This is a genomic window from Kluyvera ascorbata (genome assembly GCF_023195735.1).
Taxonomy (GTDB): domain Bacteria; phylum Pseudomonadota; class Gammaproteobacteria; order Enterobacterales; family Enterobacteriaceae; genus Kluyvera; species Kluyvera ascorbata.
In genome coordinates this window covers 536,666-563,616 of sequence record NZ_CP096201.1, presented here as the reverse complement: position 1 = coordinate 563,616, position 26,951 = coordinate 536,666, and the positions used below count along the sequence as shown (strand labels likewise).

Sequence of the window (26,951 nt, the reverse complement as noted above, 5' to 3'; positions counted from 1 at the left end):
ATCGCAAGCCACACAATCTGACTTACTCGGTGTATTCGACCACCAGACGGCGTGGTGCCACGCGGCCTTCGTCGTCGATTTCACCCATGCCAAGAAATTTGCCTTCTTCACCTTCCGTCACGCGTACCAGACCTTCCAGAGGCGCGCCTGACGTCCGCACCGGGTTACCATTTTTAAAGTAGACCGATGAGGTTAAAGGAATATTGACTATCGGATAGTCTGAAGCCGGACTGTCCATTGGCATTAATAGCGGATCGAGCAGTTCCGCTGCCGGAACGCCCTGCTGCTCAGCCTGTTCGACCAGCGCATGCAGTTGCTCCAGCGTAACCATACGGTCGACCGGGTATTTGCTGACCGCCAGACGACGCAGGAAAATCACGTGCGCGCCGCAGCCGAGCTTTTCACCCAGATCGTCGATAATGGTACGAATATAGGTGCCTTTCGAGCAGTGAATCTCCAGCTCCAGTTCGTTACCTTCGTGGCGGATAAACAGCAGCTCATAGACGGTAATCGGGCGGGCTTCACGCGGTACGTCGATGCCCTGACGTGCATATTCGTAAAGCTTTTTACCCTGGTACTTCAGCGCCGAGTACATGGATGGCACCTGCTGGGTGTCTCCACGGAAGCTCTCCAGCGCCTCAGCCAGCTGTGCATCGCTGAAGGTCACCGGACGTTCTTCCACGATCTGACCATCGGCATCCGAGGTATCGGTGCGCTGACCCAGGCGGGCAATCACACGATAACGCTTGTCGGAGTCCAGAAGATACTGAGAAAACTTGGTGGCTTCACCGAGGCAAATCGGCAACATGCCGGTAGCCAGCGGGTCCAGCGCGCCGGTATGCCCGGCGCGGTTGGCGTTATAAATACGCTTTACCTTCTGTAGCACATCATTGCTGGACGCGCCTTGCGGTTTGTCCAGCAACAATACGCCGTGAATATCACGGCCGCGACGACGAGGACGACTCATCAGTCCTCCTTGCTGTCGTCCGCTGGGTTCACACGACGTTCGTCGTCATGCTTCACCACGCTGGTCACCAGGTTAGACATGCGCATACCTTCAACCAGCGAGTTGTCGTAGAAGAAGGTCAGTTCCGGCACGATACGCAGGCGCATCGCTTTCCCCAGCAGGGAGCGGATAAAGCCAGAGGCTTCCTGCAGCGCTTTGATGCCGGCTTTAATCGCCGCTTCATCTTTGTCGTTGAGGAAGGTGACAAACACTTTGGCATAGGCCAGGTCACGAGACATTTCGACACCGGAAACGGTAGTCATCATGCCCAGACGAGGATCTTTAATTTCGCGCTGCAGGATGATTGCGATCTCTTTTTGCATCTCCTGGGCCACGCGCTGCGGGCGACCAAATTCTTTCGCCATAATAAATTCTCCAGACAAAAAAGGGGCTATCAGCCCCTTTTGAAATAATTGCCGGGTTGCACGAGGCTTTCCCGGCCTACAATCGACAATCTTAACGAAGATTAAGCGATGGTACGTTGGATCTCGATGATTTCGAACACTTCGATCATATCGCCAACGCGAACGTCGTTGTAGTTCTTAACGCCGATACCACATTCCATGCCGTTACGGACTTCGTTAACGTCATCTTTGAAGCGGCGCAGGGATTCCAGCTCGCCTTCATAGATAACCACGTTGTCGCGCAGAACGCGGATTGGGTTGTGACGCTTGATGGTACCTTCGGTAACCATACAGCCCGCGATCGCACCGAATTTCGGTGATTTGAACACGTCACGTACTTCAGCCAGACCAATGATCTGCTGTTTCAGTTCTGGAGACAGCATGCCGCTCATTGCCGCTTTCACTTCGTCGATCAGGTTATAGATGACGGAGTAGTAGCGCAGATCCAGGCTTTCTGACTCGATAACTTTACGTGCAGAGGCATCAGCACGTACGTTGAAGCCAACCAGGATAGCGTTAGATGCTGCAGCCAGGGTCGCGTCGGTTTCGGTGATACCACCTACGCCAGAACCGATGATCTTCACTTTCACTTCGTCGGTAGACAGTTTCAGCAAGGAGTCGGAGATCGCTTCCACAGAACCCTGTACGTCGGCCTTCAGTACGATGTTCACTTCGTGAACTTCGCCTTCGGTCATGTTGGCGAACATGTTCTCGAGTTTAGATTTCTGCTGACGAGCCAGTTTAACTTCACGGAATTTACCCTGACGGTACAGAGCAACTTCACGCGCTTTCTTCTCGTCACGAACGACGGTCACTTCGTCACCGGCAGCCGGAACACCGGACAGACCCAGGATTTCCACTGGAATGGACGGACCCGCTTCCAGCACTTCCTGACCCAGTTCGTTACGCATCGCACGAACGCGACCGTATTCGAAGCCACACAGTACGATATCGCCCTTGTTCAGGGTACCTTCGCGAACCAGGACGGTAGCGACTGGGCCACGACCTTTATCCAGGAAGGATTCGATAACCGCGCCGCTCGCCATACCTTTACGAACCGCTTTCAGCTCCAGAACTTCAGCCTGCAGCAGGATAGCGTTCAGCAGGTCGTCGATACCGGTACCCGCTTTTGCAGATACAGGGATGAACTGCGATTCGCCGCCCCACTCTTCCGGCATAACGCCGTACTGAGACAGTTCGTTCTTAACGCGGTCCATATCGGCTTCTGGCTTATCGATTTTGTTCACAGCAACAACCAGAGGCACCTGCGCCGCTTTCGCGTGCTGGATTGCTTCGATGGTCTGCGGCATCACGCCGTCGTCTGCTGCCACAACCAGAACAACGATATCCGTTGCCTGCGCACCACGAGCACGCATGGAGGTAAACGCGGCGTGGCCTGGGGTATCCAGGAAGGTGATCATCCCGTTTTCAGTTTCAACGTGATAAGCACCGATGTGCTGAGTAATGCCGCCCGCTTCGCCAGAGGCCACTTTCGTAGAACGAATGTAGTCCAGCAGAGAGGTTTTACCGTGGTCAACGTGACCCATGATGGTCACAACTGGTGCGCGCGGTTCAGCCGCAGCACCGGTGTCACGGTCGCTCATTACCGCTTCTTCCAGCTCGTTTTCACGACGCAGGATAACTTTGTGGCCCATCTCTTCGGCAACCAGCTGTGCGGTTTCCTGGTCGATGACCTGGTTGATGGTGGCCATTGCGCCCAGCTTCATCATCGCTTTGATGACCTGAGAGCCTTTCACCGCCATCTTGTTAGCCAGTTCGCCAACGGTGATGGTTTCGCCAATCACAACGTCACGGTTAACGGCCTGAGCTGGCTTCTGGAAGCCCTGCTGCAGCGCGGAACCTTTACGCTGTTTGCCGCCTTTACCACCGCGAACCGCTGCACGCGCTTCTTCACGGTCAGCTTTAGATTCAGCGTGTTTATTGCCTTTCTTCTGAGGACGCGCTGCTTTAGATGCAGTACGCGCACGGCCACGGCCACCTTCAACTTCGCGGTCGTTTTCGTCTTCAGCCTGGCGAGCATGGGTAGAAGTCGTGACGTGATAATCGCTGGCATCTTCAACAGGTTCAGCGTTATCCACACCATTCTTCTCATTTTCTTCTGCCATACGGCGAGCTTCTTCCGCTACGCGGCGCGCTTCTTCTTCAAGCTTGCGGCGTGCTTCTTCTTCCGCTTTACGCTTCAGTTCGGCAGCTTCATTTTCACGGCGGGCTTTTTCGGCCTGGGCAGTTTTGGTCATATCGTCGGTCTGTTGATTGCTCACTTTGTCTTTTTCCGCAGCTTCACGTTTCGCTTTGTCAGCGGCTTCACGATTAGCTTTTTCTGCGGCCTCACGTTCAGCTTTTTGTTGCGCCTCGCGTTTAGCTGCTTCTTCAGCTTCACGACGGGCTTGCTCTTCCGCTTCACGCTGCGCCTGCTCTTCCGCGGCCAGGCGTTCAGCCTCTTGCGGATCGCGTTTCACAAAGGTGCGTGTCTTGCGGACTTCGATTTGTACCGATTTGCTTTTTCCACCGGTACCTGGAATGTTGAGAGTACTGCGCGTTTTGCGCTGCAAAGTCAACTTATCTGGGGCAGAACCATTTTCACGGTTCAGGTGCGCCAGTAAGGTTTGCTTCTCTTGCGCGGACACAGAATCATCAGCACCCTTCGGGATGCCCGCATCAGCAAATTGCTGTACCAGGCGATCCACGGAGGTCTGTATTTCTGCAGCCAGCGTTTTAACGGTTACATCTGTCATACTGTTCCTTCCTGCTACAGTTTATTACGCTTCATCACCGAACCAGCAGATATTACGGGCAGCCATAATCAGCTCACCGGCTTTTTCGTCGGTTAAGCCTTCGATATCCACCAGATCATCAATACCTTGTTCGGCGAGATCTTCCAGCGTACAAACACCACGGGCAGCCAGTTTGAAGGCCATCTCACGATCCAATCCTTCCAGATTCAGCAGATCGTCAGCCGGTTTATTATCACCGAGGCTTTCTTCCTGGGCCAGTGCCAGAGTGGTCAGTGCGTTTTTAGCACGCTCGCGCAGTGCTTCAACGGTGTCTTCATCCAGGCCATCAATAGCCAGCAGCTCTTTCATTGGCACATAGGCCAGTTCTTCCAGCGTGGAGAAGCCTTCTTCAACCAGCACGGTAGCGAAATCTTCATCAATATCGAGATATTTAGTGAAGGTATCGATAGCCGCGTGTGCTTCAGCCTGGTGCTTCGCCTGCAGGTCATCAACGGTCATAACGTTGAGTTCCCAGCCGCTCAGTTGAGAAGCCAGACGGACGTTCTGACCGTTACGGCCAATCGCCTGCGCCAGGTTGCCCGCTTCAACCGCGATATCCATGGTGTGCTTGTCTTCGTCAACCACAATAGATGCCACGTCAGCCGGAGCCATCGCGTTGATCACGAACTGCGCTGGGTTGTCGTCCCACAGCACGATATCGATACGTTCGCCGCCCAGCTCGGTAGAGACCGCTTGAACGCGCGCGCCGCGCATACCAACGCAAGCACCGACTGGGTCGATACGTTTGTCGTTGGTCTTAACAGCGATTTTGGCACGAGAACCCGGATCGCGAGCAGCAGCTTTGATTTCGATAACTTCTTCACCGATTTCTGGCACTTCAATGCGGAACAGTTCGATCAGCATTTCTGGCTTAGAACGGGTGACGAAGAGCTGCGCACCGCGCGCTTCCGGACGTACGGAGTACAGAACACCGCGGATACGGTCGCCTGGGCGGAAGTTTTCACGCGGCAGCATGTCTTCACGCAGGATAACCGCTTCAGCGTTGTTACCAAGATCCAGAGAGATGTTGTCGCGGTTAACTTTCTTAACCACGCCGGTGATGATCTCACCTTCATGCTCACGGAACTGGTCAACAACCATTGCGCGTTCAGCTTCACGTACTTTCTGTACGATAACCTGTTTTGCAGTTTGGGTCGTGATACGGTCGAAGGTAACAGATTCGATCTGGTCTTCAACGTATTCGCCCACGTTCAGGCTTTCGTCTTCGAAGCGTGCCGCTTCGAGAGTGATTTCTTTAGTCGGCTGGGTCACTTCTTCGACAATAACCCAACGACGGAAGGTGTCGAAATCACCGCTACGACGGTCAATTTCAACGCGAACGTCGATTTCTTGTTCGTATTTTTTCTTCGTTGCTGTAGCCAGCGCACTTTCCAGCGCTTCAAAAATTTTCTCGCGTGGCAGTGATTTTTCGTTGGAAACGGCTTCAACAACGGCCAAAATTTCTTTGTTCATCGCGGGCTTTTCACCTCAATCCAGACTGTTAAAAGTGGGGAACCAGGTTCGCCTTCTGGATGTTACTCAGCGCGAACACTTCATCTTTACCGTCGACTGTCACGGTGATCATCTCACCGTCTACCGCTTTAATAATGCCCTGCCACTTACGACGGTTCTGAACCGCCATACGCAGGACCAGCGTAACCTCTTCACCCATGAAACGCACATAGTGTTCAGCAGTGAACATAGGACGGTCGAGGCCCGGAGAGGAAACTTCCAGGTTGTAAGCCACAGTAATAGGATCTTCAACGTCCATCACCGCACTTACCTGGTGGCTCACATCAGCACAATCATCAACATTAATGCCATCTTCACTATCAATATAGATGCGCAGTGTTGATGTGCGACCACGAATAAATTCGATGCCGACCAGTTCGTAGCCTAGGGCTTCAACCGGCGCTGTAATCATCTCTGTTAATTTTTGCTCTAATGTGGACAAACCCACCCCCAAGACATAAAAAAAGGGCCTAAAGCCCAGTTATTCTGTAGTCAGATAACAAAAAACCCCGATAAATCGGGGCTTTAGATAACTGAACCCTATAGCCGCAACTGCGGCCTGGAGAACCTTCCGAAAGAATTTTTTTTCAAATCCAGCTACGAAGGCCTAAGTCTTCACAGTATATTTGAAAATGAACTCTAAGGGAAAGTGGTTGCGGGGGCCGGATTTGAACCGACGACCTTCGGGTTATGAGCCCGACGAGCTACCAGGCTGCTCCACCCCGCGCCTGAAACGTGGCAAATTTTACTCGTTTTGAGTAAAAAGTGCAAATAATGCTGGGATTTGGTACCGAGGACGGGACGTAAAATCGGCCTTTAGTATAGTGATCTCGCTCACAGCTTGTCAACCTCACATTCTATGCAGAAGAAATGCGTAAGCCGTCGCGGTATGGTATTACCGGCGATCATCACTGACGGCGCGGATTTTTTGAATAAAAATGCATGAATCTCTTCCGATGCCAGTCAAAACATGATTAAATGAAAACTCATTTATTTTGCATAAAAATTCACTGACAGCGAAAGCAATTTCTCCTTCAGTCAATCAAGCAGGGTTTTACTTTATGACGACGATTCTCAAGCATCTTCCAGCAGGTCAACGTATTGGTATCGCCTTCTCTGGCGGTCTTGACACCAGCGCAGCGCTGCTGTGGATGCGACAAAAAGGCGCTGTCCCTTATGCATATACTGCAAACCTGGGCCAGCCTGACGAAGAAGATTATGATGCGATCCCTCGTCGTGCTATGGAATATGGCGCAGAGAATGCTCGCCTGATCGACTGCCGCAAACAACTGGTTGCTGAAGGTATCGCCGCGATTCAGTGTGGTGCCTTCCACAACACTACCGGTGGCCTGACCTACTTTAACACCACCCCGCTGGGCCGCGCCGTAACCGGTACTATGCTGGTTGCCGCCATGAAAGAAGATGGCGTGAACATCTGGGGCGACGGCAGCACCTATAAAGGTAACGATATTGAACGTTTCTATCGTTACGGCCTACTGACCAACGCTGAACTGCAAATTTACAAACCGTGGCTCGATACCGACTTTATCGACGAGCTCGGCGGCCGTCATGAAATGTCTGAATTCATGATAGCCTGCGGCTTCGACTACAAAATGTCCGTCGAAAAAGCCTATTCCACCGATTCCAACATGCTGGGCGCAACGCACGAGGCAAAAGACCTTGAGTTCCTGAACTCCAGCGTGAAGATCGTTAACCCAATCATGGGCGTGAAGTTCTGGGACGAAAACGTGAAGATCCCAGCGGAAGAAGTCACCGTGCGCTTTGAGCAGGGACATCCGGTCGCGCTGAACGGTAAAACCTTCAGCGACGACGTTGAGATGATGCTGGAAGCGAACCGCATCGGCGGCCGTCACGGTCTGGGCATGAGCGACCAGATTGAAAACCGTATTATCGAAGCGAAGAGCCGTGGCATCTACGAAGCCCCGGGGATGGCGCTGCTGCACATTGCCTACGAGCGTCTGCTGACCGGTATCCACAACGAAGATACCATCGAGCAGTATCACTCTCATGGCCGTCAGTTGGGCAAACTGCTGTACCAGGGCCGCTGGTTCGATTCCCAGGCGCTGATGCTGCGTGACGGCCTGCAGCGTTGGGTCGCCAGTCAGATAACCGGTGAAGTGACGCTGGAACTGCGTCGCGGTAATGACTACTCCATCCTGAATACCGTGTCTGACAATCTGACCTATAAGGCTGAGCGTCTGACCATGGAAAAAGGTGAGTCCGTGTTCTCGCCAGACGATCGTATTGGCCAGCTGACCATGCGTAACCTCGACATCACCGATACCCGCGAGAAGCTGTTCGGTTACGCGAAAGCGGGTCTGCTGACCGCCTCTTCCGCAACCGGCCTGCCGCAGGTCGAGAACCTGGAAAACAAAGGCAAATAAGCCTGCGTTGGGAATAAAAAAGGCCGCCTATGCGGCCTTTTTTACGTCTGGGGACTGGTCTACCGGCGCCGCCATTCTCCCGGGGTCAGGCCATAGTGCTTTTTGAAAGTCTTTGAGAACGATGCCAGCGACTGAAATCCACAGCGCTCGGCAATCAGGTCGAGCCGGGCCTGTCTGTCCTGATGCAGCAATCTCGCCGCCATCGCCATGCGCAGTTGCGTCAGCCAGGCCTGCGGCGTCAGGTGATAAGCGCGGGCAAAGTGGCGGGCAAAAGTCGCGCGCGATAAAAAGGCGCGCGCTGCCATGCTTTCCATGGTCCAGGGCTGTTCCGGCGAGGCAAGAACGGCCAGCACCGCGGGCATCAGCCGTTCATCCCCCATCAGGCGCAACAATCCCCCCGGTGGCTCCTCTGCCCCCAGCAGCGTACGGAGAAGCAGCACCAACAGCGTGTCCCCCAGGCTTCGGACAATGGCGCTGCCACCGGGATGCTCGGCCAGACTCTCGCGCACCAGTACGTTGAGCAGAATCTCCAGCTCTGGGCAATCTTCCCGCTCATCGGTGTGCAGATGAATAAGCTCTGACTCTTCGGCAAAAAGCCAGCTAACGTGCGGGCCAAAATAAAACTCACCGCACAGCATCTCCAGCGCGTCACTTTCACTGCCGGTGCGCATTTCGGTCAGCGTACCGTTAAAGCGATGAGCAACAGGCAGCACTTGTCCCCACTCAACCAGACTCTCCATCAGATGCGGCGAACCGTGTGGCAACAAAATGACATCTCCCGCGCGCATATGCCGGGTTTGGCTCCCCACGGTGAGGCGCCCTTCCCCCCGCAACACAAAATGCCAGGGCACAATGCCGGAACGCATCTGCTCGTGCCCTGCCTGCCAGCGTCCGCCAAAACGGCAGTGCAGATTCACTTCGCAGCGCGGGGCTAACAGCGTCAAGAGATGGCTAAGACTGTCCATATCACTCCTGAGACGATAAGACAAAAAGATGAGACGAAGAGCGCCAGTCTAGCACGGTCCTTGCGACTAAGATGACGTCATTGCCACTACAAACCCTCTAGTAACAGGAGTATGACATGAGCCGTTTAGCTGAAATCCGTGAACAAGACGTAACAGGGAAAGCCGCAGAGATTTTTGGCGGTATCAAAAAAGCGATGGGGAAAGTGCCGAATACCTATCTGACCATTGGCGGGCATTCACCTGAATCACTGCAACAGGCGTTGGCGCATAATACGATGCTGCACAAAGGCAGCCTGAATGCGAAAGAACTGGAGACTATCAACCTTGCCGTCAGCGAAGCCACCGGGTGTGATTACTGCCTGGCCGCACACAGCATGATGGCGAAAAAGGCCGGCTTCAGCAGCGAGCAGATTCGTGAACTGCGCCGCGGGCAGTACGCTGAAGATGCGCATCTCGACGCGTTGGCAAAATTTGCGCAGACGCTGGTGACCACCACGGGTACGTTGCCGGAAGCTGATGTCACAGCGCTGCGTGACGCCGGATTCAGCGACCGTCAGGTGATTGAAGCCATCAGCACCATCAGCGCCATTCTGTTCACCAACATGGTGAACCGCGTGAACGACACTGTTATCGATTTTCCTAAGGCTGACTAACCCAGTCCTAAAGGACTGATAAGCGTAGCACCATCAGACAAGGCAACGCAGAAAGCCGAATGGTGGCGTTGCCTTATTCGATCTACGAATTCACGTGGTTTTATACAGACGAAAAAAAAGACGCTTTTCAGCGTCTTTCTTTCGGAATATTGGTACCGAGGATGGGACTCGAACCCACAAGCCCGTTAGGGCACTACCACCTCAAGGTAGCGTGTCTACCAATTCCACCACCTCGGTACAGATACTGCTATTAGTGCGGGATATCGCTGGTCGGCTGGGCCGGTGCCGCTGGCTGAGTCGTTTGCTCAGTCTTAGGCGCAGTCAGATTTTCCCACTCGCTTCCTTTATTGATCTTGTTACTGTTGATGTTGCCCAGTACCAGACTGATAATGAAGAACAGCGTCGCAAACACGGCGGTCATACGGGTCATGAAGTTACCAGAACCACTAGAACCAAACAGTGTAGCGGAAGCGCCTGCTCCAAAGGAGGCTCCCATATCAGCGCCTTTACCTTGCTGCAGCATAACGAGGACCACAAGGCCAATCGCTACAATAAGGAAAACAACTAAAAGAGCTTCGTACATAATCAACCTGTTCCTTGCGGGGACACCGCGTACCAAGTGCTTCAACCAATAAAGCGGGATGTTTATGTTTCCCACTGAAGCGGGTGTGAATACTAACCAAAGCGAATGACCTTCGCAAGGGCAATTTTGACACATTGTATCAACTGCGGAAAAAAACAGCAAAACAACGTGTAATCAACAATAAAAAGGCGGCAAGCGCCGCCTTTTGAGTGACTTAGATAACTATTATACCGCTTTTACTGCATCGGCAATACGGTGGGCAAACGCGGTCACCTGCGCTTCTTCTTCACCTTCAACCATGACGCGAATCAGCGGCTCGGTGCCGGATTTGCGCAGTAAAACACGACCACGGTTACCCAACGCCGCTTCCACTTCTGCAGCCGCCGCTTTAACCGCATCATTTTCCAGCGGGTTAGATTTTCCATCGGTATAGCGCACGTTGACCAGCACCTGCGGGAACATCTTCATGCCGCTGCACAGATCGTGCAGGCTCATGTGGTTACGCACCATCGCCGCAACCACCTGCAGGCCAGCAACAATACCGTCGCCCGTGGTAGTTTTGTCCAGCAGGATCACGTGACCGGAGTTTTCCGCCCCGATACGCCAGCCTTTCTCCTGCATTTTTTCCAGCACGTAGCGGTCGCCCACTTTCGCGCGGGTAAACGGAATACCCAGCTGCTTCAGCGCCACTTCCAGACCCATATTGCTCATCAGCGTGCCCACGGCACCACCGCGCAGTTGCCCCTGACGCAGCGCTTCGCGAGCAATGATGTACATGATCTGATCGCCATCGACCTTGTTACCTTCGTGGTCAACCATAATGACGCGGTCGCCGTCACCGTCCAGCGCGATACCGACATCGGCTTTTTCCGCCAGCACGCGCGCCTGCAGCGCACGCACATCGGTTGCCCCAACTTCTTCGTTAATGTTCACGCCGTTCGGTTCGCAGCCAATGGCAATAACGGTCGCGCCCAGCTCGCGCAGCACGTTCGGCGCGATATGATAGGTTGCGCCGTTGGCACAATCGACCACGACTTTTAAACCGTTCAGGCTAAGATCGTTAGGGAATGTCCCTTTGCAGAACTCAATATAACGGCCAGCGGCGTCAACGATACGGCTCGCCTTACCCAGCTCAGCAGAGTCCACGCAGGTGATCTCTTTTTCCATTTCGGCTTCAATCGCCTCTTCAACTTCATCCGGCAGTTTGGTGCCATTAATGGAGAAGAATTTGATGCCATTGTCATAGAATGGGTTATGTGATGCCGAGATAACGATACCCGCTTCTGCGCGGAAGGTGCGGGTCAGATAAGCAACCGCAGGCGTTGGCATCGGACCGGTGAAGGAGGCAGAGAGCCCCGCTGCCGCCAGACCGGCTTCCAGCGCTGACTCCAGCATATAGCCGGAGATACGGGTATCTTTACCAATGATGATCTTACGTGAGCCGTGACTTGCCAGCACCTTACCCGCCGCCCAACCGAGCTTCAGCACAAAATCAGGGGTAATTGGCGCATCACCTACGCGACCGCGAATCCCATCGGTACCAAAATACTTGCGATTACTCATAACGTTTTTTTCCCTTCGCAGACAGCGTGGCTTCAACCACACGCATCGCCTCAACAGTTTCTTTGACATCGTGGACGCGAACGATATGCGCGCCCTGCATAGCTGCAATCACCGCACACGCCAGGCTGCCGCTGAGGCGTTCTGATGGCCCCACGTTCAGCAGTTGGCCAATCATCGATTTCCGCGACATGCCGACAAACAGTGGCAAACCGAAGTGGTGGAATTCTGACAGGCGAGCGAGTAATGCGTAATTATGGGAGAGATTTTTACCGAAACCGAACCCCGGGTCGAGCAACAATTTATCTTTTGCGATCCCAGCACGTTCACAGCGCGCGATCTGCTCCGCAAAATACTGATTCACCTCGGCAAAAACATCGTCGTATTTCGGCGCTTCCTGCATGGTTTTTGGATTACCCTGCATGTGCATCAACGACACCGGCAACCCGGTTTCCGCCGCCGCTTCCAACGCACCCGGCTCGCTCAGTGAGCGAATATCATTGATGATGTGTGCCCCGACGCGGGCGGATTCACGGATAACCTCAGGTTTTGAGGTATCGACAGAAATCCATACTTCAAAGCGCTGGGCAATCGCCTCCACCACCGGGATAACGCGTTCCAGCTCTTCTTCAACGCTGACATCCAGCGCGCCAGGACGCGTGGACTCTCCACCCACATCAATAATCGTCGCGCCGGCGTTAATCATCAGGTTCGCATGTTTCACCGCCTCAACCAACGTATTGTGCGTGCCGCCGTCAGAGAACGAGTCCGGCGTTACGTTGAGGATCCCCATCACGTGCGGATGGGAAAGATCCAGGATGGAGCCCTGGGCGGTGAGTTTCATAGCGATTCCTTCTTATTTGTTATTTGTGACATAAAAAAACCCTGGAGCAAGCCCCAGGGTTTCAGGTGAAGCACAGTCATCAACGATGGGATAACTTATTTGTCGCCCAGCTGCTCTGACATGGTGCCAGAGTCCGGAGCGCGCGGTTCATCAACCGGACGCGGCGCACTTGGTTTCCCCGTGTTGCCAGAGTTGTTGGATGAACCCGGTTCTTCCCAGCCTGCTGGCGGACGCACGTCGCGGCGAGCCATCAGGTCGTCAATCTGCGGTGCATCGATGGTCTCATATTTCATGAGCGCATCTTTCATTGCATGCAGAATATCCATGTTGTCGTTCAGGAGCTGGCGAGCACGAGCGTAGTTACGTTCGATAAGCGCTTTCACTTCCTGGTCGATGATACGCGCGGTTTCATCGGACATGTGTTTCGCTTTGGCGACAGAGCGGCCCAGGAATACTTCGCCCTCTTCTTCCGCATACAGCAGCGGACCGAGTTTGTCGGAGAAGCCCCACTGGGTGACCATGTTACGTGCCAGGTTCGTCGCGACTTTAATGTCGTTCGATGCACCGGTAGAAACATGTTCTACGCCATAAATAATTTCTTCTGCCAGACGGCCGCCGTACAGGGTGGAGATCTGACTTTCCAGTTTCTGACGGCTGGCGCTAATCGCGTCGCCTTCAGGCAGGAAGAAGGTCACACCCAGCGCACGACCGCGTGGGATAATCGTCACTTTGTGCACCGGATCGTGTTCCGGTACCAGGCGACCGATAATCGCGTGGCCTGCTTCGTGGTAAGCGGTGGATTCTTTCTGCGCTTCCGTCATCACCATGGAGCGACGTTCCGCACCCATCATGATTTTGTCTTTCGCTTTTTCGAACTCAACCATCGATACCACGCGCTTGTTGCCACGAGCTGCAAACAGCGCTGCTTCGTTCACTAAGTTCGCCAGGTCTGCACCGGAGAAACCAGGAGTACCACGAGCAATGATTGCCGCATCGATATCTGGTGCCAGCGGCACTCGACGCATATGCACTTTCAGAATCTGTTCACGACCACGAACGTCTGGCAGACCAACCACAACCTGACGGTCGAAACGGCCTGGACGCAGCAGCGCTGGGTCAAGTACGTCTGGACGGTTAGTTGCTGCGATAACGATGATACCTTCGTTACCTTCGAAGCCATCCATCTCAACCAGCATCTGGTTCAGCGTTTGCTCACGTTCATCGTGACCACCGCCCAGACCTGCGCCACGCTGGCGGCCTACGGCGTCGATTTCATCGATGAAGATGATGCATGGTGCCGCTTTCTTAGCCTGTTCGAACATGTCACGCACACGAGATGCACCAACACCGACGAACATTTCTACGAAATCAGAACCGGAAATGGTGAAGAACGGAACTTTCGCTTCGCCAGCAATCGCTTTTGCCAGCAACGTTTTACCGGTACCCGGAGGGCCAACCATCAGCACACCTTTCGGGATTTTACCGCCCAGCTTCTGGAAACGGCTCGGTTCACGCAGGTACTCAACCAGCTCACCCACCTCTTCTTTCGCTTCGTCGCAGCCTGCAACGTCGGCAAAGGTGGTTTTGATCTGGTCTTCCGTCAGCATACGCGCCTTGCTCTTACCGAACGACATGGCACCTTTGCCACCACCGCCCTGCATTTGGCGCATGAAGAAGATCCAGACGCCGATCAGCAGCAGCATCGGGAACCAGGAAATGAAGATAGAAGCCAGCAGGCTTGGTTCTTCAGGCGGCTCACCAACCACTTTGACGTTTTTCGTCAGCAGGTTATCAAGCAGCTTCGGATCGTTAACCGGAATGTAAGTCGTGTAACGGTTACTATCTTTCTTGGTAACGTTGATCTCACGTCCGTTGATACGCGCTTCGCGAACCTGGTCGTTATTGACCTCTTGCAGGAAGGTAGAGTAGTCCACCTTATGGCTGTTCGATTCGCTGGGCCCAAAGCTCTGGAATACTGACATCAGCACGACGGCAATGACCAGCCAGAGTATTAGGTTTTTCGCCATGTCACTCAAGGGATTAACCTCATATTACAACTGTGTTAAAAACAGCGTCAGGATACTCTATATCCAGCTTCTTTCAAACTTTCGTTTGAAAAACCACCGTCTATCATTTTCGCCCGGTCGCTACAATGTACACTTCACGTGAACGCGCACGCGAAGAGTCCGGCTTACGAACTTTAACCTTCGTAAACAGGGAGCGAATTTCCCTTAGGTACTCATCGAAGCCTTCGCCCTGGAACACTTTCACTACAAAATTTCCGCCCGGCGCTAACACATCACGAGCCATTTCAAGCGCCAGTTCCACCAGATACATGGCCCGGGGGATGTCAACCGCCGGCGTTCCGCTCATGTTTGGTGCCATATCTGACATGACAACTTGTACTTTACTGTCACCCACGCGTTCCAGTAATGCCTTCATCACGAGTTCATCACGAAAATCGCCCTGAAGGAAGTCCACACCAACGATTGGATCCATAGGTAAAAGATCGCAAGCGATAATGCGGCCTTTGCCGCCAATCTGCGTGACCACGTACTGTGACCAGCCTCCTGGAGCAGCACCGAGGTCGACTACCGTCATCCCCGGTTTAAAAAGTTTGTCACTTTGCTGTATTTCATCAAGTTTAAACCAGGCACGGGAACGTAACCCCTTTTTCTGTGCCTCTTGAACATATTTATCGCTAAAGTGTTCCTGAAGCCAGCGGCTTGAACTGGCAGAACGCTTTTTACCTGTCATTTAACATTCCCATCGGGGCAGTTCATCGTAGCCTTTCGGCGTAAATTTCTACGCACTGTTTGGCGATATATGGGAGATGGCGGTAGAATGACCCGTTTTCAATCCCAACGTAAGCAAAAATATACGATGAATCTGAGTACTAAACAAAAACAGCACCTAAAAGGTCTCGCACATCCGCTCAAGCCTGTCGTTATGCTTGGCAACAATGGTTTGACCGAAGGGGTACTGGCCGAGATTGAACAAGCGTTAGAGCACCATGAACTTATCAAGGTGAAAGTCGCCTCGGAAGACAGAGAGACCAAAACTTTGATTGTGGACGCTATCGTTCGCGAAACCGGCGCCTGTAATGTACAGGTCATCGGTAAGATGCTGGTGCTTTATCGCCCTGGTAAAGAACGTAAAATCTCGCTGCCACGTTAAGAATATCCTAATTTCTGACACAACATTGTGTTAAATGAGGGATTTTCTATACAAGGGCTAGCAACATGCCACGCTCTTATGCTTGATAAAAGGCCGCTATGCGGCCTTTTTCTTATCTTTACACTTGTTCAACAATTCAGTGTTGAACAAATCTTACAGATAATCCACGTGGATGATTTCGAATTCAACTTCACCACCCGGGGTGCGGATAGTGACCACGTCATCCTGCTCTTTGCCAATCAACCCACGGGCAATTGGTGAGTTAACGGAGATCAGGTTCTGTTTGAAATCAGCTTCGTCGTCGCCCACGATGCGGTAAGTCTGCTCTTCGTCGTTATCCAGGTTCAACACCTTCACGGTAGCACCGAAAATCACGCGACCATTGTTCGGGATCTTGGTGATGTCGATAACCTGCGCGTTAGACAGCTTCGCTTCGATATCTTTGATACGTCCTTCACAGAAGCCCTGCTGCTCACGGGCAGCATGGTACTCCGCGTTCTCTTTCAAATCGCCGTGCTCGCGCGCTTCGGCGATGGACGCAATGATTTCTGGGCGGCGTACGGACTTCAGAAAGTCCAGTTCTTCACGCAGTTTTTCTGCACCACGAAGGGTCATCGGAATAGCTTGCATTGTTATACCTCTTAAACATTCCTGTTGGGAGCGGTTCGCCCCGCTCCGGCTGCTAAGCCCGCCTGAGTCGCTATCAACACCAGGCCAGAAGCAAAAGAAAACCGACCCGGGTACGAAGCCCCAGGTCAGCAGCAATTTTTAATTTGATACGCATTTTACCCCGAAGTTCACTACGGGTCATCGTTTACTTTACAGGGCGTTGCGCCGTAGTATGACGGCTTGTTTCCAGGTTGTTAGCGCGAGATTATGCGATTTTCCAGATTTATCATCGGATTGACTACCAGTATAGCGTTTAGCGTTCAGGCCGCGAATGTTGATGAATATATCAATCAGCTGCCCGACGGGGCCAACCTCGCGCTTCTGGTACAGAAAGTGGGCGCCCCCGCGCCGCTGATTGATTATCACGGCCAGCAGATGGCGCTACCGGCCAGTACCCAAAAGGTACTTACCGCGCTGGCAGCCCTGCTCCAGCTTGGCCCGGATTTCCGCTTTACCACCACGCTTGAAAGTAAAGGCAGCGTGGATAACGGCACTCTTAAAGGCGACCTTATTGCGAGATTTGGTGGCGATCCTACGCTAAAACGCCAGGATATTCGCAATATGGTCGCGGCGTTGAAAAAGGCTGGCGTACAGAATATTGATGGCAACGTCATGATCGACACGTCCATTTTCGCCAGCCACGATAAAGCACCAGGCTGGCCATGGAACGATTTGACGCAGTGCTTCAGTGCACCGCCCGCTGCCGCGATTATCGACCGCAACTGCTTCTCTATTTCACTTTATAGCGCCCAGAAAGCTAACGACCTGGCGTTCATCCGCATTGCCTCTTACTACCCGGTGACGATGTTCAGCCAGGTGCGTACGCTGGCCAAAGGCTCGCCGGAAGCTCAATACTGCGAGCTGGATGTGGTGCCTGGCGACCTGAACCGCTACACGCTCACCGGCTGTCTGCCACAGCGTACAGACCCGCTGCCGCTGGCGTTCGCCATTCAGGATGGCGCAAGCTATGCCGGGGCGATTATTAAAGATGAGCTCAAGCAGGCCGGGATCACATACACCGGTACGCTGCTGCGCCAGACGCTGGTGAATGAGCCCGGCACCGTGATCGCGAGCAAGCAGTCAGCGCCGCTGCACGATTTACTGAAGATCATGCTGAAAAAATCGGACAACATGATCGCCGACACCGTGTTTCGTATGATTGGCCATTCGCGCTTTGGCGTGCCAGGCACCTGGCGAGCGGGCTCAGATGCGGTTCGCCAGATCCTGCGTCAGCAGGCAGGCGTAGATTTGGGTAATACGATCATTGCCGACGGCTCCGGCCTATCGCGACATAACCTGATCGCGCCAGCCACCATGATGCAGGCGTTGCAGTATATTGCCCAGCACGATAGCGAGCTGGACTTCATCTCCATGCTACCGCTTGCCGGCCACGACGGTTCATTACAGTACCGCGCGGGCCTGCATCAGGCGGGCGTAGATGGTAAGGTTTCGGCGAAGACCGGTTCACTGCAGGGTGTATACAACCTGGCGGGCTTTATTACTACCGCCAGCGGGCAGCGTATGGCGTTTGTGCAGTATCTGTCAGGGTACGCCGTGCCGCCTGCGGATCAGCGTAATCGACGTATTCCGCTGGTACGCTTTGAGAGCCGGTTGTACAAGGATATTTATCAGAACAACTGATAAAAAAGGGCCGCAGACGCGGCCCTTTTTATTTGATATTTGTAGCCCGGACGAGGTGTGATAACACCGACTCCGGGGATCCCGGCGTCACTTCGTTCGGCCGGGCTACAGAGGACGTTGAATTAACGTTTGTAGATGAACTCAACGCCTTCTTCGTCGTCTTCATCCCAGTCGTCATCCCACTCTTCGTCTTCCGCTTCTGCGGCGACTTCGTCGAGCTGCTGGCGATGGTAGTCATCCCACATGAACTCGACTTTCTCTGGCTGGGCAGCTTCTTCAGCCTGAGCAATTGGGTTCTCGATGATGAAGTTCATCACGTCCCAGCACAGATCTTTCACGCCAACCTGGCTTGCTGCGGAGATCAGGTAGTACTTATCTTCCCAACCCATCGCTTCGGCAATCGCTCTGGCTTTCGCTTCAGCTTCCGCTTTATCCATGGTGTCGATCTTGTTAAACAGCAGCCAGCGTGGCTTATTCGCCAGCTTCTCGCTGTATTTCTCAAGTTCACCAATGATGATTTTGGCGTTTTCAGCCGGATCGGAACCGTCGATTGGATCGATATCGATGATGTGCAGCAGCACGCGGCAGCGCTCAAGGTGCTTCAGGAAGCGGATACCGAGGCCAGCGCCTTCAGATGCGCCTTCAATCAGACCAGGGATGTCGGCGACCACGAAGCTCTTCTCGTTATCGACACGCACAACGCCAAGGCTTGGTACCAGGGTGGTAAACGGATAGTCAGCCACCTTTGGTTTCGCCGCAGACACCGCGCGGATAAACGTGGATTTACCGGCGTTCGGCATACCCAGCATACCCACGTCCGCCAGCAGCATCAGTTCGAGCTGAAGGTCACGTTTATCGCCCGGCGTACCCATGGTCTTTTGACGCGGCGTACGGTTCACGGAAGATTTGAAACGGGTGTTGCCCAGACCGTGCCAGCCGCCTTTAGCGACCATCAGACGTTGACCGTGTTTGGTCATATCGCCCATGGTTTCGCCAGTGCCCTGATCGATAACGCGGGTACCCACCGGCACCTTGATGGTGACGTCTTTACCACGTTTACCGGTACAGTCACGGCTCGCACCGTTCTGGCCACGTTCAGCGCGGAAAGATTTTTCGAAACGGTAGTCAATCAGGGTGTTCAGGTTCTCGTCGGCTTCCATCCAGACGTCACCGCCGTCACCGCCGTCACCGCCGTCAGGACCACCACGAGGAATATATTTTTCACGGCGGAAGCTTACGCAACCATTACCGCCATCACCTGCTACGACCAGGATCGTTGCTTCATCAACAAACTTCATTTTACTCTCCGTAAATCATTCGCCTGCGCGGGGTAACGGAACAACCGCTTCACGCTTACGCCACCGCCCCCATAGACGATGACCAATGGCGGAATACATCGCGCCCGCAACCACGACAAACGCACCGAGGTAACCAATAAGGTTCAACATCGGTCTGGCGAAGAAATCGGGCCAGGCCATTGATAATAAATCTGAAAATAACAGGGTAAACAGAGGAGTCAGCGTGATTAACGCGCTCACCTGTGCCGCCTGCCAGCGCGCCATCGCTTCCGCGAGCGCCCCATAACCGACCAGTGTGTTCAGACCACAGAAGATCAGACAGGCTAGCTGCCAGTCGCTCAGCAGCCCAATAACCTCAGGTTTTGCTAACGGCAGCAGTGCAATTGTACATAAAGCGTACAATAAAAAGAGGATCTGCTGTGATGCCAGGCGTCGCAATAACACCTTTTGCGCGACACCGTAACTCACCCAGACCATCGCCGCGCTAACCCCAAAAATCACACCCCAGGTGTAATCGGTCAGGCGGGTAAAAATTTCAATCAGGCTGGTATTAAAGAACATGACCAGCCCGCAGATAAGCATGAGTGCGCCCACTACCTGCGTACCGCGCATCTTCTCCTTGAGGATAAAGACGCTGGCAACCATCATCCCAACGGGCGAGAGTTGGCCGATAACCTGGGACGCCGTAGGGCTTACGTACTGCAGCGATGAGCTAAACAGCACGAAGTTACCAAACAGCCCGCCGGTTGCGATAAGCAGCAGAACTAGCCAGCGCGGGTTGCGAAACAGCCGCAAAGAGGGCAGCTTGCGCTTCCAGGACAAAATGAGGCCAAGGCCACAGCTTGCCATCAAAAAGCGGTAGAAGACGATGGTGGGCGGTTCCATGACTTCCAGAACCTGTTTCATGGCAATTGGCAGTGCCCCCCAGCAAATCGCTGTGGTAAGCGCCAACATGATACCGATGCCCGCCTGCTGCTTCATTCCGGATTCCCTGCCCTGAAACGGTGGTACAACCCATCATTTTCCTGGCGTCGAATGTAAAAAGCCCCGCAACACGTTGCGGGGCTTTCATCCGTTACCGGGACGCGAAAAACTTATTCAGCAACGATGCTGATATAACGACGGTTTTTCGGGCCTTTCACTTCGAATTTCACTTTACCGTCTGCTTTAGCAAACAGAGTGTGGTCTTTGCCGCAGCCTACGTTAGAACCAGCGTGGAACTGAGTACCACGTTGACGAACGATGATGCTACCAGCCAGAACGGATTCGCCGCCGAAGCGTTTTACGCCCAGACGTTTAGCTTCTGAGTCGCGACCGTTACGAGTCGAGCCACCAGCCTTTTTATGTGCCATTTAATCTGCTCCCCTTAACTTAAGCGCTGATGCCAGTAATTTTCACATCAGTGAACCACTGACGATGGCCCTGCTGCTTACGGTAGTGTTTACGACGACGAAACTTAACGATTTTAACTTTCTCGCCACGACCGTGAGCAACAACTTCAGCTTTGATAACGCCGCCATCAACGAAAGGAACGCCGATTTTGACTTCTTCACCGTTTGCGATCATCAGAACTTCAGCGAATTCAACAGATTCGCCAGTTGCGATGTCCAGCTTTTCCAGGCGAACGGTCTGACCTTCGCTTACTCGGTGTTGTTTACCACCACTTTGGAAAACCGCGTACATATAAACTCCGCTTCCGCGCACCTCTTCGTGTGATTCAGAGTGCGCTATAAATATTCACAATAGGGCGCGAATATTACGCAAAACGCGAGCCTTTGACAAGTGCTAGCATCAATAGATGCAGAAAAAAAATACAACCTGCACGGCAACGTTTATCTGAGCCGTTTTTTCAGTACAATCGTAGGTACAACTCTAACGTAAAACCTTCGTTATCCCGTATGGATAAGTGGTAAACAGGACATTAAGCCCGGCTTTTGCGATGAATTTACAAAAAATCAATGAGTTAACCGCGCAGGATATGGCGGGTGTCAATGCGACGATTCTTGAGCAGCTCAACTCGGACGTCCAATTGATCAACCAGCTTGGCTATTATATCGTCAGCGGCGGCGGAAAACGGATTCGTCCAATGATCGCCGTCCTGGCCGCCCGCGCCGTTGGCTATCAGGGAAACGCCCACGTCACTATCGCCGCGCTGATCGAATTTATTCATACCGCGACGCTGCTGCATGATGATGTTGTCGATGAGTCCGATATGCGCCGCGGCAAAGCAACGGCCAATGCAGCCTTTGGTAACGCGGCCAGCGTACTGGTTGGCGACTTTATCTATACGCGTGCATTCCAGATGATGACCAGCCTCGGTTCACTGAAGGTGCTGGAAGTGATGTCAGAAGCCGTTAACGTCATTGCCGAAGGCGAAGTCCTTCAGTTGATGAACGTCAACGATCCGGACATCACCGAAGAGAACTATATGCGCGTTATCTACAGCAAAACGGCGCGTCTGTTTGAAGCGGCGGCGCAATGTTCTGGTTTGCTGGCGGGTTGTACGTCTGAGCAAGAGAAAGGGCTGCAGGACTATGGCCGCTATCTCGGCACCGCTTTCCAGCTGATTGATGACCTGCTCGACTACAGCGCCGACGGAGAGACGCTGGGTAAAAACGTAGGCGACGATCTCAACGAAGGTAAGCCGACCCTACCGCTGCTGCACGCCATGCGTAACGGCACGCCAGAACAGGCTCAGCTCATTCGCGGTGCTATCGAACAAGGTAACGGTCGCCATCTCCTGGAGCCCGTACTGGATGCAATGGCCGCCTGTGGTTCTCTGGAATGGACGCGCCAGCGTGCCGAAGAAGAAGCCGATAAGGCGATTGCTTCTCTGGCTTCTCTGCCAGATACACCATGGCGCGATGCGCTTATCGGCCTCGCCCATATCGCCGTTCAACGCGACCGATAGCCCCAGAATGCCCTACCCGCAACCGTGCGGGTACATTCCTGAAAGCGCCTGAAGGCGCTTTTTTTTACCAGAAATTTGATGTTTTCCTAATTTAAAGAAACTTACTCGAACTCTTTATGAACTTATAAAAAAGAGAGATACAGTATCTTCCTCACTTAGCGTAACGAGTTAACGACGGCTTTCAGGGAGGAAGTATGGAGAGGTTTAGCGACTGGCATCCCGCAGACATCATCGCGGGTTTACGAAAGAGAGGCACATCGATGGCTGCAGAGTCACGCAAAAACGGACTTAGCTCATCGACGTTAGCTAACGTCCTTTCTCGTCCATGGCCGAAAGGAGAGATGATCGTAGCAAAAGCCCTGGGGACTGAACCCTGGGTGATTTGGCCGTCACGTTATCACGATCCAATAACCCATGCGTTTATCGATAGAACACAGGCTATTCGCAGCGGTAAGCAGGAAAAATAGCAGAGGGAGAGAAGCGCCCACCATCAATAGCGGGCGCTTTATTCACGGCAGCGATTACTCGCCCTTGATACGCTCGATATTCGCGCCTAAACCACGCAGTTTATCTTCAATGCGCTCATAACCACGATCGATGTGGTAGATACGGTCAACGATCGTCGTGCCCTGAGCGATGCAACCCGCCAGCACGAGGCTCGCAGAAGCTCGCAGGTCAGTCGCCATTACCTGAGCACCGGAAAGCTGCTCAACGCCGTGGCAAATCGCGGTGTTGCTTTCGATTTCCGCACGCGCACCCATACGAATAAGTTCAGGAATGTGCATGAAGCGGTTTTCAAATACCGTCTCAGTGATAACCCCTGTACCTTCCGCGACCATATTCAGCAACGTGAACTGCGCCTGCATGTCCGTCGGGAACGCCGGGTGTGGAGCTGTACGCACGTTCACCGCTTTCGGGCGCTTGCCGTGCATGTCGAGGCTAATCCAGTCTTCGCCCACTTCAACGTCAGCACCGGCTTCACGCAGCTTAGCCAGTACAGCATCCAGCGTATCAGGCTGTGCGTTACGGCAGACAATTTTGCCGCCGGAGATAGCCGCTGCCACCAGGAAGGTGCCGGTTTCGATACGGTCTGGCAGAACGCGGTATACGCCGCCGCCCAGACGCTTCACGCCTTCGATGGTAATACGGTCGGTACCCTGCCCCGTCACCTTCGCGCCCATCGCGTTGAGGAAGTTCGCCGTATCGACGATTTCCGGTTCACGCGCGGCGTTTTCGATGATGGTGGTGCCTTCCGCCAGCGTCGCGGCCGTCATGATGGTAACGGTCGCGCCAACGCTGACCATGTCCATGACGATATGCGCGCCTTTTAAACGACCGTTGACGGACGCTTTGACGTAACCTTCTTCCAGCTTAATTTCTGCGCCCAGTTGCTCAAGGCCAGAGATGTGCAGGTCAACCGGGCGCGCACCAATGGTGCAGCCGCCCGGTAGAGAAACCTGCCCTTGACCAAAGCGAGCCACCAGCGGCCCCAGCGCCCAGATAGACGCACGCATGGTTTTCACCAGCTCGTACGGCGCACAGAAAACATTGACCGGGCCAGCGTCAATCCAAACCGAGCCGTTACGTTCAACTTTGGCACCCAGCTGCGTCAGCAGCTTCATGGAAGTATCAACGTCTTTCAGCTTCGGTACGTTCTGGATCTCTACCGGGTCTTCTGCCAACAGCGCGGCAAAAAGAATCGGCAGGGCAGCGTTTTTTGCACCGCTAATGGTGACCTCGCCCTGAAGGCGGGTTGGCCCCTGCACACGAAATTTATCCATCAAATCTAATCTCTGTTAAGTATTCACGTTCGCCACCGGAAAAGTGCACGCACTTTTCCCCTGGCTCAAAAACCGTTAAGTTTGCGATCGCGTGCCCACTCTTGCGGGGTATACGCTTTGATCGACAGGGCATGGATGCGGTTATCCGCAAGGTATTCCATCAGCGGGCCATAGATAGTCTGCTGCTTCTTGACGCGGCTCATGCCATCAAACATCTCACCCACGGCAATAACCTGGAAGTGGCTGCCATCGCCAGAAACGAGAACTTCCTGAAGGGAGAGTGCATTCATCAGCACGGTCTGAATTTCATTATTTTCCATAGGTTCGCATTTCATTTGAGAGTGAAAACAAGCCCCACATCTTAGAGGAAAGTGGCGCGGTCTTAAACAAGCAAAAAGCCCCATCGTTGAGATTGATGGGGCTTTATCAGAAACCATGACAGTAACGTGCTGAAACTGTTAGGGGATCATACCTTCTGGCAGGTTGTATAAGCTTTTCAGGGTCGCGACTTTTTCGCTTACCCCTTCCAGGCTCGGCGTACGACCCTGCGCGCGGATAAGTTCAACCAGATGCACCAGCAGGGCCAGGCCTGCCGTATCGACGCGGCTCAGGCCGCTGAGGTCGATAATGGATACTCCCTGCGTAGCCTCGGTTCTGGCATCCCACAGGGATACCAGAAAATCCTGATCCAGTTCACCGTGCAGCGCCAGGCGTTCACCATCGCGCTTCCAGCTTAGCTGTTCGGCCATTATTTTTTCTGATCCAGGGTGATTGGCTGTGCAGAAATAGATTTCAGCTGTGCGGTCAGGCCGTCAATGCCTTTGGTACGCAGCAGGTCGCTCCATTCGTTCTGCTTGGTGGTGATCATACTCACCCCTTCCGCAATCATGTCGTATGCCTGCCAGTTACCCGTCTGGGTATTTTTACGCCACTGGAAGTCAAGACGCACCGGAGGACGGCCGTTCGGATCGATGATGGTCACACGAATAGGCACGATGGTCGCATCGCCCAGCGGCTGTTCTGGCGCAATCTGGTAGGTCTGGCCGTGGTACATCGCCAGCGCCTGACCGTACGCCTGCTTCAGGTATTCGCGGAAAGCGGTGAAGTAAGCTTCACGCTGAGCGGGCGTGGCATCTTTGTAGTAGCGGCCTAGTACCAGCGCACCGGCGTATTTTACCTGAACATACGGCAGCAGTTCCTGATCGACCACGTCACGCAGGTAGTTCGGGTTAGAACGAATCTTCGGTTGTTCATTCTTCAGGCGATCGAACGTCTTCTGCGCCGCTTCATTCATCAGCTTGTAAGGGTTGGTTTGGTCTGCCGCAGTGGCTGCCGTTAACGGCGCAATCACCAGCATGGCGACCATCAGTAAACGTTTAAACATGTCGAGTATCTCCTGAGATTAATTCGTCGCGCCAGTCGCAGGCGTCGTCGTACCAGTATGTCCTTCTGTAGAACCCTGCGCATCGCCAGAATTCTGATTGTCGCTGCCCTTGCTGTTGTAAAGGAACTGGCCAATCAGGTCTTCCAGTACCATCGCCGATTTGGTGTCCTGAATGGTACCGCCATCTTTAAGGATAGACGTTCCGAGATCGGGATCTTCAAAACCGACGTTCAGCGCCAGATACTGTTCCCCAAGCAGGCCAGAAGTACGAATGGCCAAGGAACTGGTATCGGGGATGTGGTTATAGCGATCTTCGATGTCGATAGCGACGCGCGGTAAGTACGTTTTCGGATCCAGTTCAATATCCGCGACGCGGCCAATCACTACACCGCCAATCCGCACCGGTGAACGGTTTTTCAGGCCGCCGATGTTATCGAAGGTGGCGTAAATGCGGTAGGTTGGTTCTGATTTCATTGACGAAACATCCGCCGCCTTCAGGCAGATAAACAGCGCCGCCAGCAGGGCAACCAACAGAAAAATACCGACCCAGATTTCACTCTTTTTCGTTTGCATTCACTCAATTCCCAAACATCAGTGCCGTCAGCACAAAGTCCAGCCCAAGAACCGCCAGCGAGGAGTGCACCACGGTGCGCGTCGTCGCCCGGCTAATTCCGGCAGAAGTGGGGATCGCATCGTAACCGTTAAATAACGCAATCCATGTCACCGTAATGGCGAAAACAACGCTCTTGATCAGGCAGTTCACCAGATCAAGACGCCAGTCCACCGCATTTTGCATCGCCGACCAGAAGAACCCGGCATCAATACCTTTCCAGCTTACGCCAACCAGTGAACCACCCCAGATGCCGACGGCCACAAAGATAATGGTCAGTAGCGGCAGCGAAATGACGCCAGCCCATAAGCGAGGGGAGATAACGCGGCGCAGCGGATCCACCGCCATCATCTCCATGCTGGAGAGCTGCTCGGTGGCGCGCATCAGGCCGATTTCCGCGGTCAGCGCAGAACCCGCGCGCCCGGCGAACAGCAGCGCGGCAACCACCGGCCCCAGTTCACGCAGCAGCGACAGCGCCACCAGCATGCCGAGACTGGTCTCAGCGCTGTAGGTGGTCAGCACGAGGTAACCCTGCAGCCCCAGCACCATGCCAATAAATACGCCCGACACGATGATGATAACCAGAGAAAGCACGCCGACGTTGTACAGCTGGCGCACCAGCAGCGGCGCGTGTTTGCGGAACTCCGGCTTGCCGATAACGGCATTGAATAACATTAACCCAGCTCGCCCAAACGTCGCGACGGTCTTGATCCCGCGATGTCCAAGCGCTGCCAGTGCATTTAACAGCATAAG

General features: G+C 53.7%; 28 protein-coding genes and 2 tRNA genes. 6 read left to right on the top strand and 24 right to left on the bottom strand.

Features of this window, described 5'->3' with window-relative positions:
• Positions 1 to 22: 22 nt before the first annotated feature.
• The 6 genes from truB to MY052_RS02675 form a co-directional block, all read right to left on the bottom strand.
• Positions 23 to 967, bottom strand: a complete 945-nt coding sequence (truB, locus tag MY052_RS02700; protein ID WP_035891093.1) for a tRNA pseudouridine(55) synthase TruB — start codon at positions 965 to 967, stop codon at positions 23 to 25.
• Positions 967 to 1,371, bottom strand: coding sequence for a 30S ribosome-binding factor RbfA (gene rbfA, locus MY052_RS02695; RefSeq protein WP_035891095.1), 405 nt, complete (start codon positions 1,369 to 1,371; stop codon positions 967 to 969). Before rbfA ends, truB begins: the two co-directional genes overlap by 1 nt.
• 101 nt (positions 1,372 to 1,472) lie before the next feature.
• Positions 1,473 to 4,166 (bottom strand): translation initiation factor IF-2, encoded by a 2,694-nt coding sequence (gene infB / locus MY052_RS02690; RefSeq protein ID WP_248538158.1) that lies wholly within the window; start codon positions 4,164 to 4,166, stop codon positions 1,473 to 1,475.
• 24 nt (positions 4,167 to 4,190) lie between these two features.
• Entirely contained in the window at positions 4,191 to 5,678 is a 1,488-nt protein-coding gene (nusA, locus tag MY052_RS02685; RefSeq protein WP_202217112.1) for a transcription termination factor NusA, read from the bottom strand.
• A 28-nt stretch (positions 5,679 to 5,706) separates the two neighbouring features.
• Positions 5,707 to 6,159, bottom strand: a complete 453-nt coding sequence (gene rimP, locus MY052_RS02680) for a ribosome maturation factor RimP (RefSeq protein WP_035891101.1) — start codon at positions 6,157 to 6,159, stop codon at positions 5,707 to 5,709.
• A 208-nt stretch (positions 6,160 to 6,367) separates the two neighbouring features.
• Positions 6,368 to 6,444, bottom strand: a tRNA-Met gene (locus MY052_RS02675).
• A 334-nt stretch (positions 6,445 to 6,778) separates the two neighbouring features.
• Here MY052_RS02675 and argG point away from each other — a divergent pair.
• Entirely contained in the window at positions 6,779 to 8,122 is a 1,344-nt protein-coding gene (argG, locus tag MY052_RS02670) for an argininosuccinate synthase (protein WP_035891104.1), read from the top strand.
• Between the two features lie 59 nt (positions 8,123 to 8,181).
• On the opposite strand, the gene MY052_RS02665 is transcribed toward argG, so the two are convergent.
• The gene (locus tag MY052_RS02665) at positions 8,182 to 9,087 is read right to left on the bottom strand and encodes a cupin domain-containing protein (protein WP_248538157.1); all 906 of its coding nucleotides are present in this window, start codon (positions 9,085 to 9,087) and stop codon (positions 8,182 to 8,184) included.
• A 116-nt stretch (positions 9,088 to 9,203) separates the two neighbouring features.
• Here MY052_RS02665 and MY052_RS02660 point away from each other — a divergent pair, with 116 nt between their 5' ends.
• Entirely contained in the window at positions 9,204 to 9,740 is a 537-nt protein-coding gene (locus MY052_RS02660) for a carboxymuconolactone decarboxylase family protein (protein WP_248538156.1), read from the top strand.
• Between the two features lie 150 nt (positions 9,741 to 9,890).
• Here MY052_RS02660 and MY052_RS02655 read toward each other — a convergent pair.
• From MY052_RS02655 to rlmE, 6 genes are all read right to left on the bottom strand, one after another.
• Positions 9,891 to 9,977: transfer RNA gene (locus tag MY052_RS02655), tRNA-Leu, on the bottom strand.
• A 13-nt stretch (positions 9,978 to 9,990) separates the two neighbouring features.
• Positions 9,991 to 10,323, bottom strand: coding sequence for a preprotein translocase subunit SecG (gene secG, locus MY052_RS02650; RefSeq protein ID WP_035891109.1), 333 nt, complete (start codon positions 10,321 to 10,323; stop codon positions 9,991 to 9,993).
• 225 nt (positions 10,324 to 10,548) lie between these two features.
• Complete coding sequence (gene glmM / locus MY052_RS02645) at positions 10,549 to 11,886, bottom strand: phosphoglucosamine mutase (protein ID WP_035891112.1); 1,338 nt, start codon at positions 11,884 to 11,886, stop codon at positions 10,549 to 10,551.
• Complete coding sequence (gene folP, locus MY052_RS02640) at positions 11,879 to 12,727, bottom strand: dihydropteroate synthase (protein WP_115073705.1); 849 nt, start codon at positions 12,725 to 12,727, stop codon at positions 11,879 to 11,881. Before folP ends, glmM begins: the two co-directional genes overlap by 8 nt.
• A gap of 95 nt (positions 12,728 to 12,822) precedes the next feature.
• Positions 12,823 to 14,754: an ATP-dependent zinc metalloprotease FtsH gene (ftsH, locus tag MY052_RS02635; protein ID WP_035891115.1), complete on the bottom strand. Its 1,932-nt coding sequence runs from the start codon at positions 14,752 to 14,754 to the stop codon at positions 12,823 to 12,825.
• Positions 14,755 to 14,857: 103 nt separating this feature from the next.
• Positions 14,858 to 15,484: a 23S rRNA (uridine(2552)-2'-O)-methyltransferase RlmE gene (rlmE, locus tag MY052_RS02630; RefSeq protein WP_035891117.1), complete on the bottom strand. Its 627-nt coding sequence runs from the start codon at positions 15,482 to 15,484 to the stop codon at positions 14,858 to 14,860.
• Between the two features lie 126 nt (positions 15,485 to 15,610).
• Between rlmE and yhbY the strand changes: the two genes are divergently transcribed.
• Positions 15,611 to 15,904: a ribosome assembly RNA-binding protein YhbY gene (yhbY, locus tag MY052_RS02625; protein WP_035891263.1), complete on the top strand. Its 294-nt coding sequence runs from the start codon at positions 15,611 to 15,613 to the stop codon at positions 15,902 to 15,904.
• 153 nt (positions 15,905 to 16,057) lie between these two features.
• Here the strand turns inward: yhbY and greA are convergent, their stop codons facing one another.
• Positions 16,058 to 16,534 (bottom strand): transcription elongation factor GreA, encoded by a 477-nt coding sequence (gene greA / locus MY052_RS02620; RefSeq protein ID WP_035891119.1) that lies wholly within the window; start codon positions 16,532 to 16,534, stop codon positions 16,058 to 16,060.
• 246 nt (positions 16,535 to 16,780) lie between these two features.
• Between greA and dacB the strand changes: the two genes are divergently transcribed.
• Complete coding sequence (gene dacB, locus MY052_RS02615) at positions 16,781 to 18,214, top strand: serine-type D-Ala-D-Ala carboxypeptidase (RefSeq protein WP_248538155.1); 1,434 nt, start codon at positions 16,781 to 16,783, stop codon at positions 18,212 to 18,214.
• A 122-nt stretch (positions 18,215 to 18,336) separates the two neighbouring features.
• Here dacB and cgtA read toward each other — a convergent pair whose 3' ends face one another.
• The 4 genes from cgtA to rplU form a co-directional block, all read right to left on the bottom strand.
• Positions 18,337 to 19,512, bottom strand: coding sequence for an Obg family GTPase CgtA (gene cgtA, locus MY052_RS02610; RefSeq protein WP_248538154.1), 1,176 nt, complete (start codon positions 19,510 to 19,512; stop codon positions 18,337 to 18,339).
• A gap of 15 nt (positions 19,513 to 19,527) precedes the next feature.
• Complete coding sequence (locus tag MY052_RS02605; protein WP_248538153.1) at positions 19,528 to 20,493, bottom strand: DMT family transporter; 966 nt, start codon at positions 20,491 to 20,493, stop codon at positions 19,528 to 19,530.
• A 113-nt stretch (positions 20,494 to 20,606) separates the two neighbouring features.
• Positions 20,607 to 20,864, bottom strand: a complete 258-nt coding sequence (gene rpmA, locus MY052_RS02600; protein ID WP_035891128.1) for a 50S ribosomal protein L27 — start codon at positions 20,862 to 20,864, stop codon at positions 20,607 to 20,609.
• A gap of 19 nt (positions 20,865 to 20,883) precedes the next feature.
• Positions 20,884 to 21,195 carry a 50S ribosomal protein L21 gene (gene rplU, locus MY052_RS02595; protein ID WP_003025032.1) on the bottom strand — a complete coding sequence of 104 codons (312 nt, stop codon included), beginning with the start codon at positions 21,193 to 21,195 and terminating at the stop codon, positions 20,884 to 20,886.
• A 256-nt stretch (positions 21,196 to 21,451) separates the two neighbouring features.
• Between rplU and ispB the strand changes: the two genes are divergently transcribed.
• The gene (gene ispB / locus MY052_RS02590) at positions 21,452 to 22,423 is read left to right on the top strand and encodes an octaprenyl diphosphate synthase (protein WP_035891132.1); all 972 of its coding nucleotides are present in this window, start codon (positions 21,452 to 21,454) and stop codon (positions 22,421 to 22,423) included.
• Positions 22,424 to 22,617: 194 nt separating this feature from the next.
• Positions 22,618 to 22,890, top strand: coding sequence for a DNA-binding transcriptional regulator SfsB (sfsB, locus tag MY052_RS02585; protein WP_035891135.1), 273 nt, complete (start codon positions 22,618 to 22,620; stop codon positions 22,888 to 22,890).
• A gap of 54 nt (positions 22,891 to 22,944) precedes the next feature.
• Here sfsB and murA read toward each other — a convergent pair whose 3' ends face one another.
• The 6 genes from murA to mlaE all read right to left on the bottom strand — a co-directional run bounded on the left by murA (position 22,945) and on the right by mlaE (position 26,948).
• Positions 22,945 to 24,204: a UDP-N-acetylglucosamine 1-carboxyvinyltransferase gene (murA, locus tag MY052_RS02580; RefSeq protein ID WP_035891138.1), complete on the bottom strand. Its 1,260-nt coding sequence runs from the start codon at positions 24,202 to 24,204 to the stop codon at positions 22,945 to 22,947.
• A 65-nt stretch (positions 24,205 to 24,269) separates the two neighbouring features.
• Positions 24,270 to 24,524: a BolA family iron metabolism protein IbaG gene (gene ibaG, locus MY052_RS02575; RefSeq protein ID WP_035891140.1), complete on the bottom strand. Its 255-nt coding sequence runs from the start codon at positions 24,522 to 24,524 to the stop codon at positions 24,270 to 24,272.
• Between the two features lie 138 nt (positions 24,525 to 24,662).
• Positions 24,663 to 24,953, bottom strand: a complete 291-nt coding sequence (gene mlaB / locus MY052_RS02570) for a lipid asymmetry maintenance protein MlaB (RefSeq protein WP_035891143.1) — start codon at positions 24,951 to 24,953, stop codon at positions 24,663 to 24,665.
• Positions 24,953 to 25,588 carry a phospholipid-binding protein MlaC gene (mlaC, locus tag MY052_RS02565; protein WP_035891146.1) on the bottom strand — a complete coding sequence of 212 codons (636 nt, stop codon included), beginning with the start codon at positions 25,586 to 25,588 and terminating at the stop codon, positions 24,953 to 24,955. Before mlaC ends, mlaB begins: the two co-directional genes overlap by 1 nt.
• An 18-nt stretch (positions 25,589 to 25,606) precedes the next feature.
• Positions 25,607 to 26,161 carry an outer membrane lipid asymmetry maintenance protein MlaD gene (gene mlaD, locus MY052_RS02560; protein ID WP_123651666.1) on the bottom strand — a complete coding sequence of 185 codons (555 nt, stop codon included), beginning with the start codon at positions 26,159 to 26,161 and terminating at the stop codon, positions 25,607 to 25,609.
• Positions 26,162 to 26,165: 4 nt separating this feature from the next.
• Positions 26,166 to 26,948, bottom strand: a complete 783-nt coding sequence (gene mlaE, locus MY052_RS02555) for a lipid asymmetry maintenance ABC transporter permease subunit MlaE (protein WP_035891153.1) — start codon at positions 26,946 to 26,948, stop codon at positions 26,166 to 26,168.
• Positions 26,949 to 26,951: the final 3 nt, after the last annotated feature.

Bases quoted from the DNA above. Each gene is read 5' to 3' on its own strand.
- ibaG (WP_035891140.1), bottom strand. From the start codon at position 24,524: ATGGAAAATAATGAAATTCAGACCGTGCTGATGAATGCACTCTCCCTT.
- MY052_RS02660 (WP_248538156.1), top strand. From the start codon at position 9,204: ATGAGCCGTTTAGCTGAAATCCGTGAACAAGACGTAACAGGGAAAGCC.
- mlaB (WP_035891143.1), bottom strand. From the start codon at position 24,953: ATGGCCGAACAGCTAAGCTGGAAGCGCGATGGTGAACGCCTGGCGCTG.
- dacB (WP_248538155.1), top strand. From the start codon at position 16,781: ATGCGATTTTCCAGATTTATCATCGGATTGACTACCAGTATAGCGTTT.
- greA (WP_035891119.1), bottom strand. From the start codon at position 16,534: ATGCAAGCTATTCCGATGACCCTTCGTGGTGCAGAAAAACTGCGTGAA.
- ftsH (WP_035891115.1), bottom strand. From the start codon at position 14,754: ATGGCGAAAAACCTAATACTCTGGCTGGTCATTGCCGTCGTGCTGATG.
- MY052_RS02605 (WP_248538153.1), bottom strand. From the start codon at position 20,493: ATGAAGCAGCAGGCGGGCATCGGTATCATGTTGGCGCTTACCACAGCG.
- rbfA (WP_035891095.1), bottom strand. From the start codon at position 1,371: ATGGCGAAAGAATTTGGTCGCCCGCAGCGCGTGGCCCAGGAGATGCAA.
- rlmE (WP_035891117.1), bottom strand. From the start codon at position 15,484: ATGACAGGTAAAAAGCGTTCTGCCAGTTCAAGCCGCTGGCTTCAGGAA.
- murA (WP_035891138.1), bottom strand. From the start codon at position 24,204: ATGGATAAATTTCGTGTGCAGGGGCCAACCCGCCTTCAGGGCGAGGTC.
- mlaC (WP_035891146.1), bottom strand. From the start codon at position 25,588: ATGTTTAAACGTTTACTGATGGTCGCCATGCTGGTGATTGCGCCGTTA.
- truB (WP_035891093.1), bottom strand. From the start codon at position 967: ATGAGTCGTCCTCGTCGTCGCGGCCGTGATATTCACGGCGTATTGTTG.
- sfsB (WP_035891135.1), top strand. From the start codon at position 22,618: ATGGAGAGGTTTAGCGACTGGCATCCCGCAGACATCATCGCGGGTTTA.
- cgtA (WP_248538154.1), bottom strand. From the start codon at position 19,512: ATGAAGTTTGTTGATGAAGCAACGATCCTGGTCGTAGCAGGTGATGGC.
- MY052_RS02665 (WP_248538157.1), bottom strand. From the start codon at position 9,087: ATGGACAGTCTTAGCCATCTCTTGACGCTGTTAGCCCCGCGCTGCGAA.
- mlaD (WP_123651666.1), bottom strand. From the start codon at position 26,161: ATGCAAACGAAAAAGAGTGAAATCTGGGTCGGTATTTTTCTGTTGGTT.
- rpmA (WP_035891128.1), bottom strand. From the start codon at position 20,864: ATGGCACATAAAAAGGCTGGTGGCTCGACTCGTAACGGTCGCGACTCA.
- folP (WP_115073705.1), bottom strand. From the start codon at position 12,727: ATGAAACTCACCGCCCAGGGCTCCATCCTGGATCTTTCCCATCCGCAC.
- yhbY (WP_035891263.1), top strand. From the start codon at position 15,611: ATGAATCTGAGTACTAAACAAAAACAGCACCTAAAAGGTCTCGCACAT.
- secG (WP_035891109.1), bottom strand. From the start codon at position 10,323: ATGTACGAAGCTCTTTTAGTTGTTTTCCTTATTGTAGCGATTGGCCTT.
- rplU (WP_003025032.1), bottom strand. From the start codon at position 21,195: ATGTACGCGGTTTTCCAAAGTGGTGGTAAACAACACCGAGTAAGCGAA.
- ispB (WP_035891132.1), top strand. From the start codon at position 21,452: ATGAATTTACAAAAAATCAATGAGTTAACCGCGCAGGATATGGCGGGT.
- glmM (WP_035891112.1), bottom strand. From the start codon at position 11,886: ATGAGTAATCGCAAGTATTTTGGTACCGATGGGATTCGCGGTCGCGTA.
- mlaE (WP_035891153.1), bottom strand. From the start codon at position 26,948: ATGCTGTTAAATGCACTGGCAGCGCTTGGACATCGCGGGATCAAGACC.
- argG (WP_035891104.1), top strand. From the start codon at position 6,779: ATGACGACGATTCTCAAGCATCTTCCAGCAGGTCAACGTATTGGTATC.
- nusA (WP_202217112.1), bottom strand. From the start codon at position 5,678: ATGAACAAAGAAATTTTGGCCGTTGTTGAAGCCGTTTCCAACGAAAAA.
- infB (WP_248538158.1), bottom strand. From the start codon at position 4,166: ATGACAGATGTAACCGTTAAAACGCTGGCTGCAGAAATACAGACCTCC.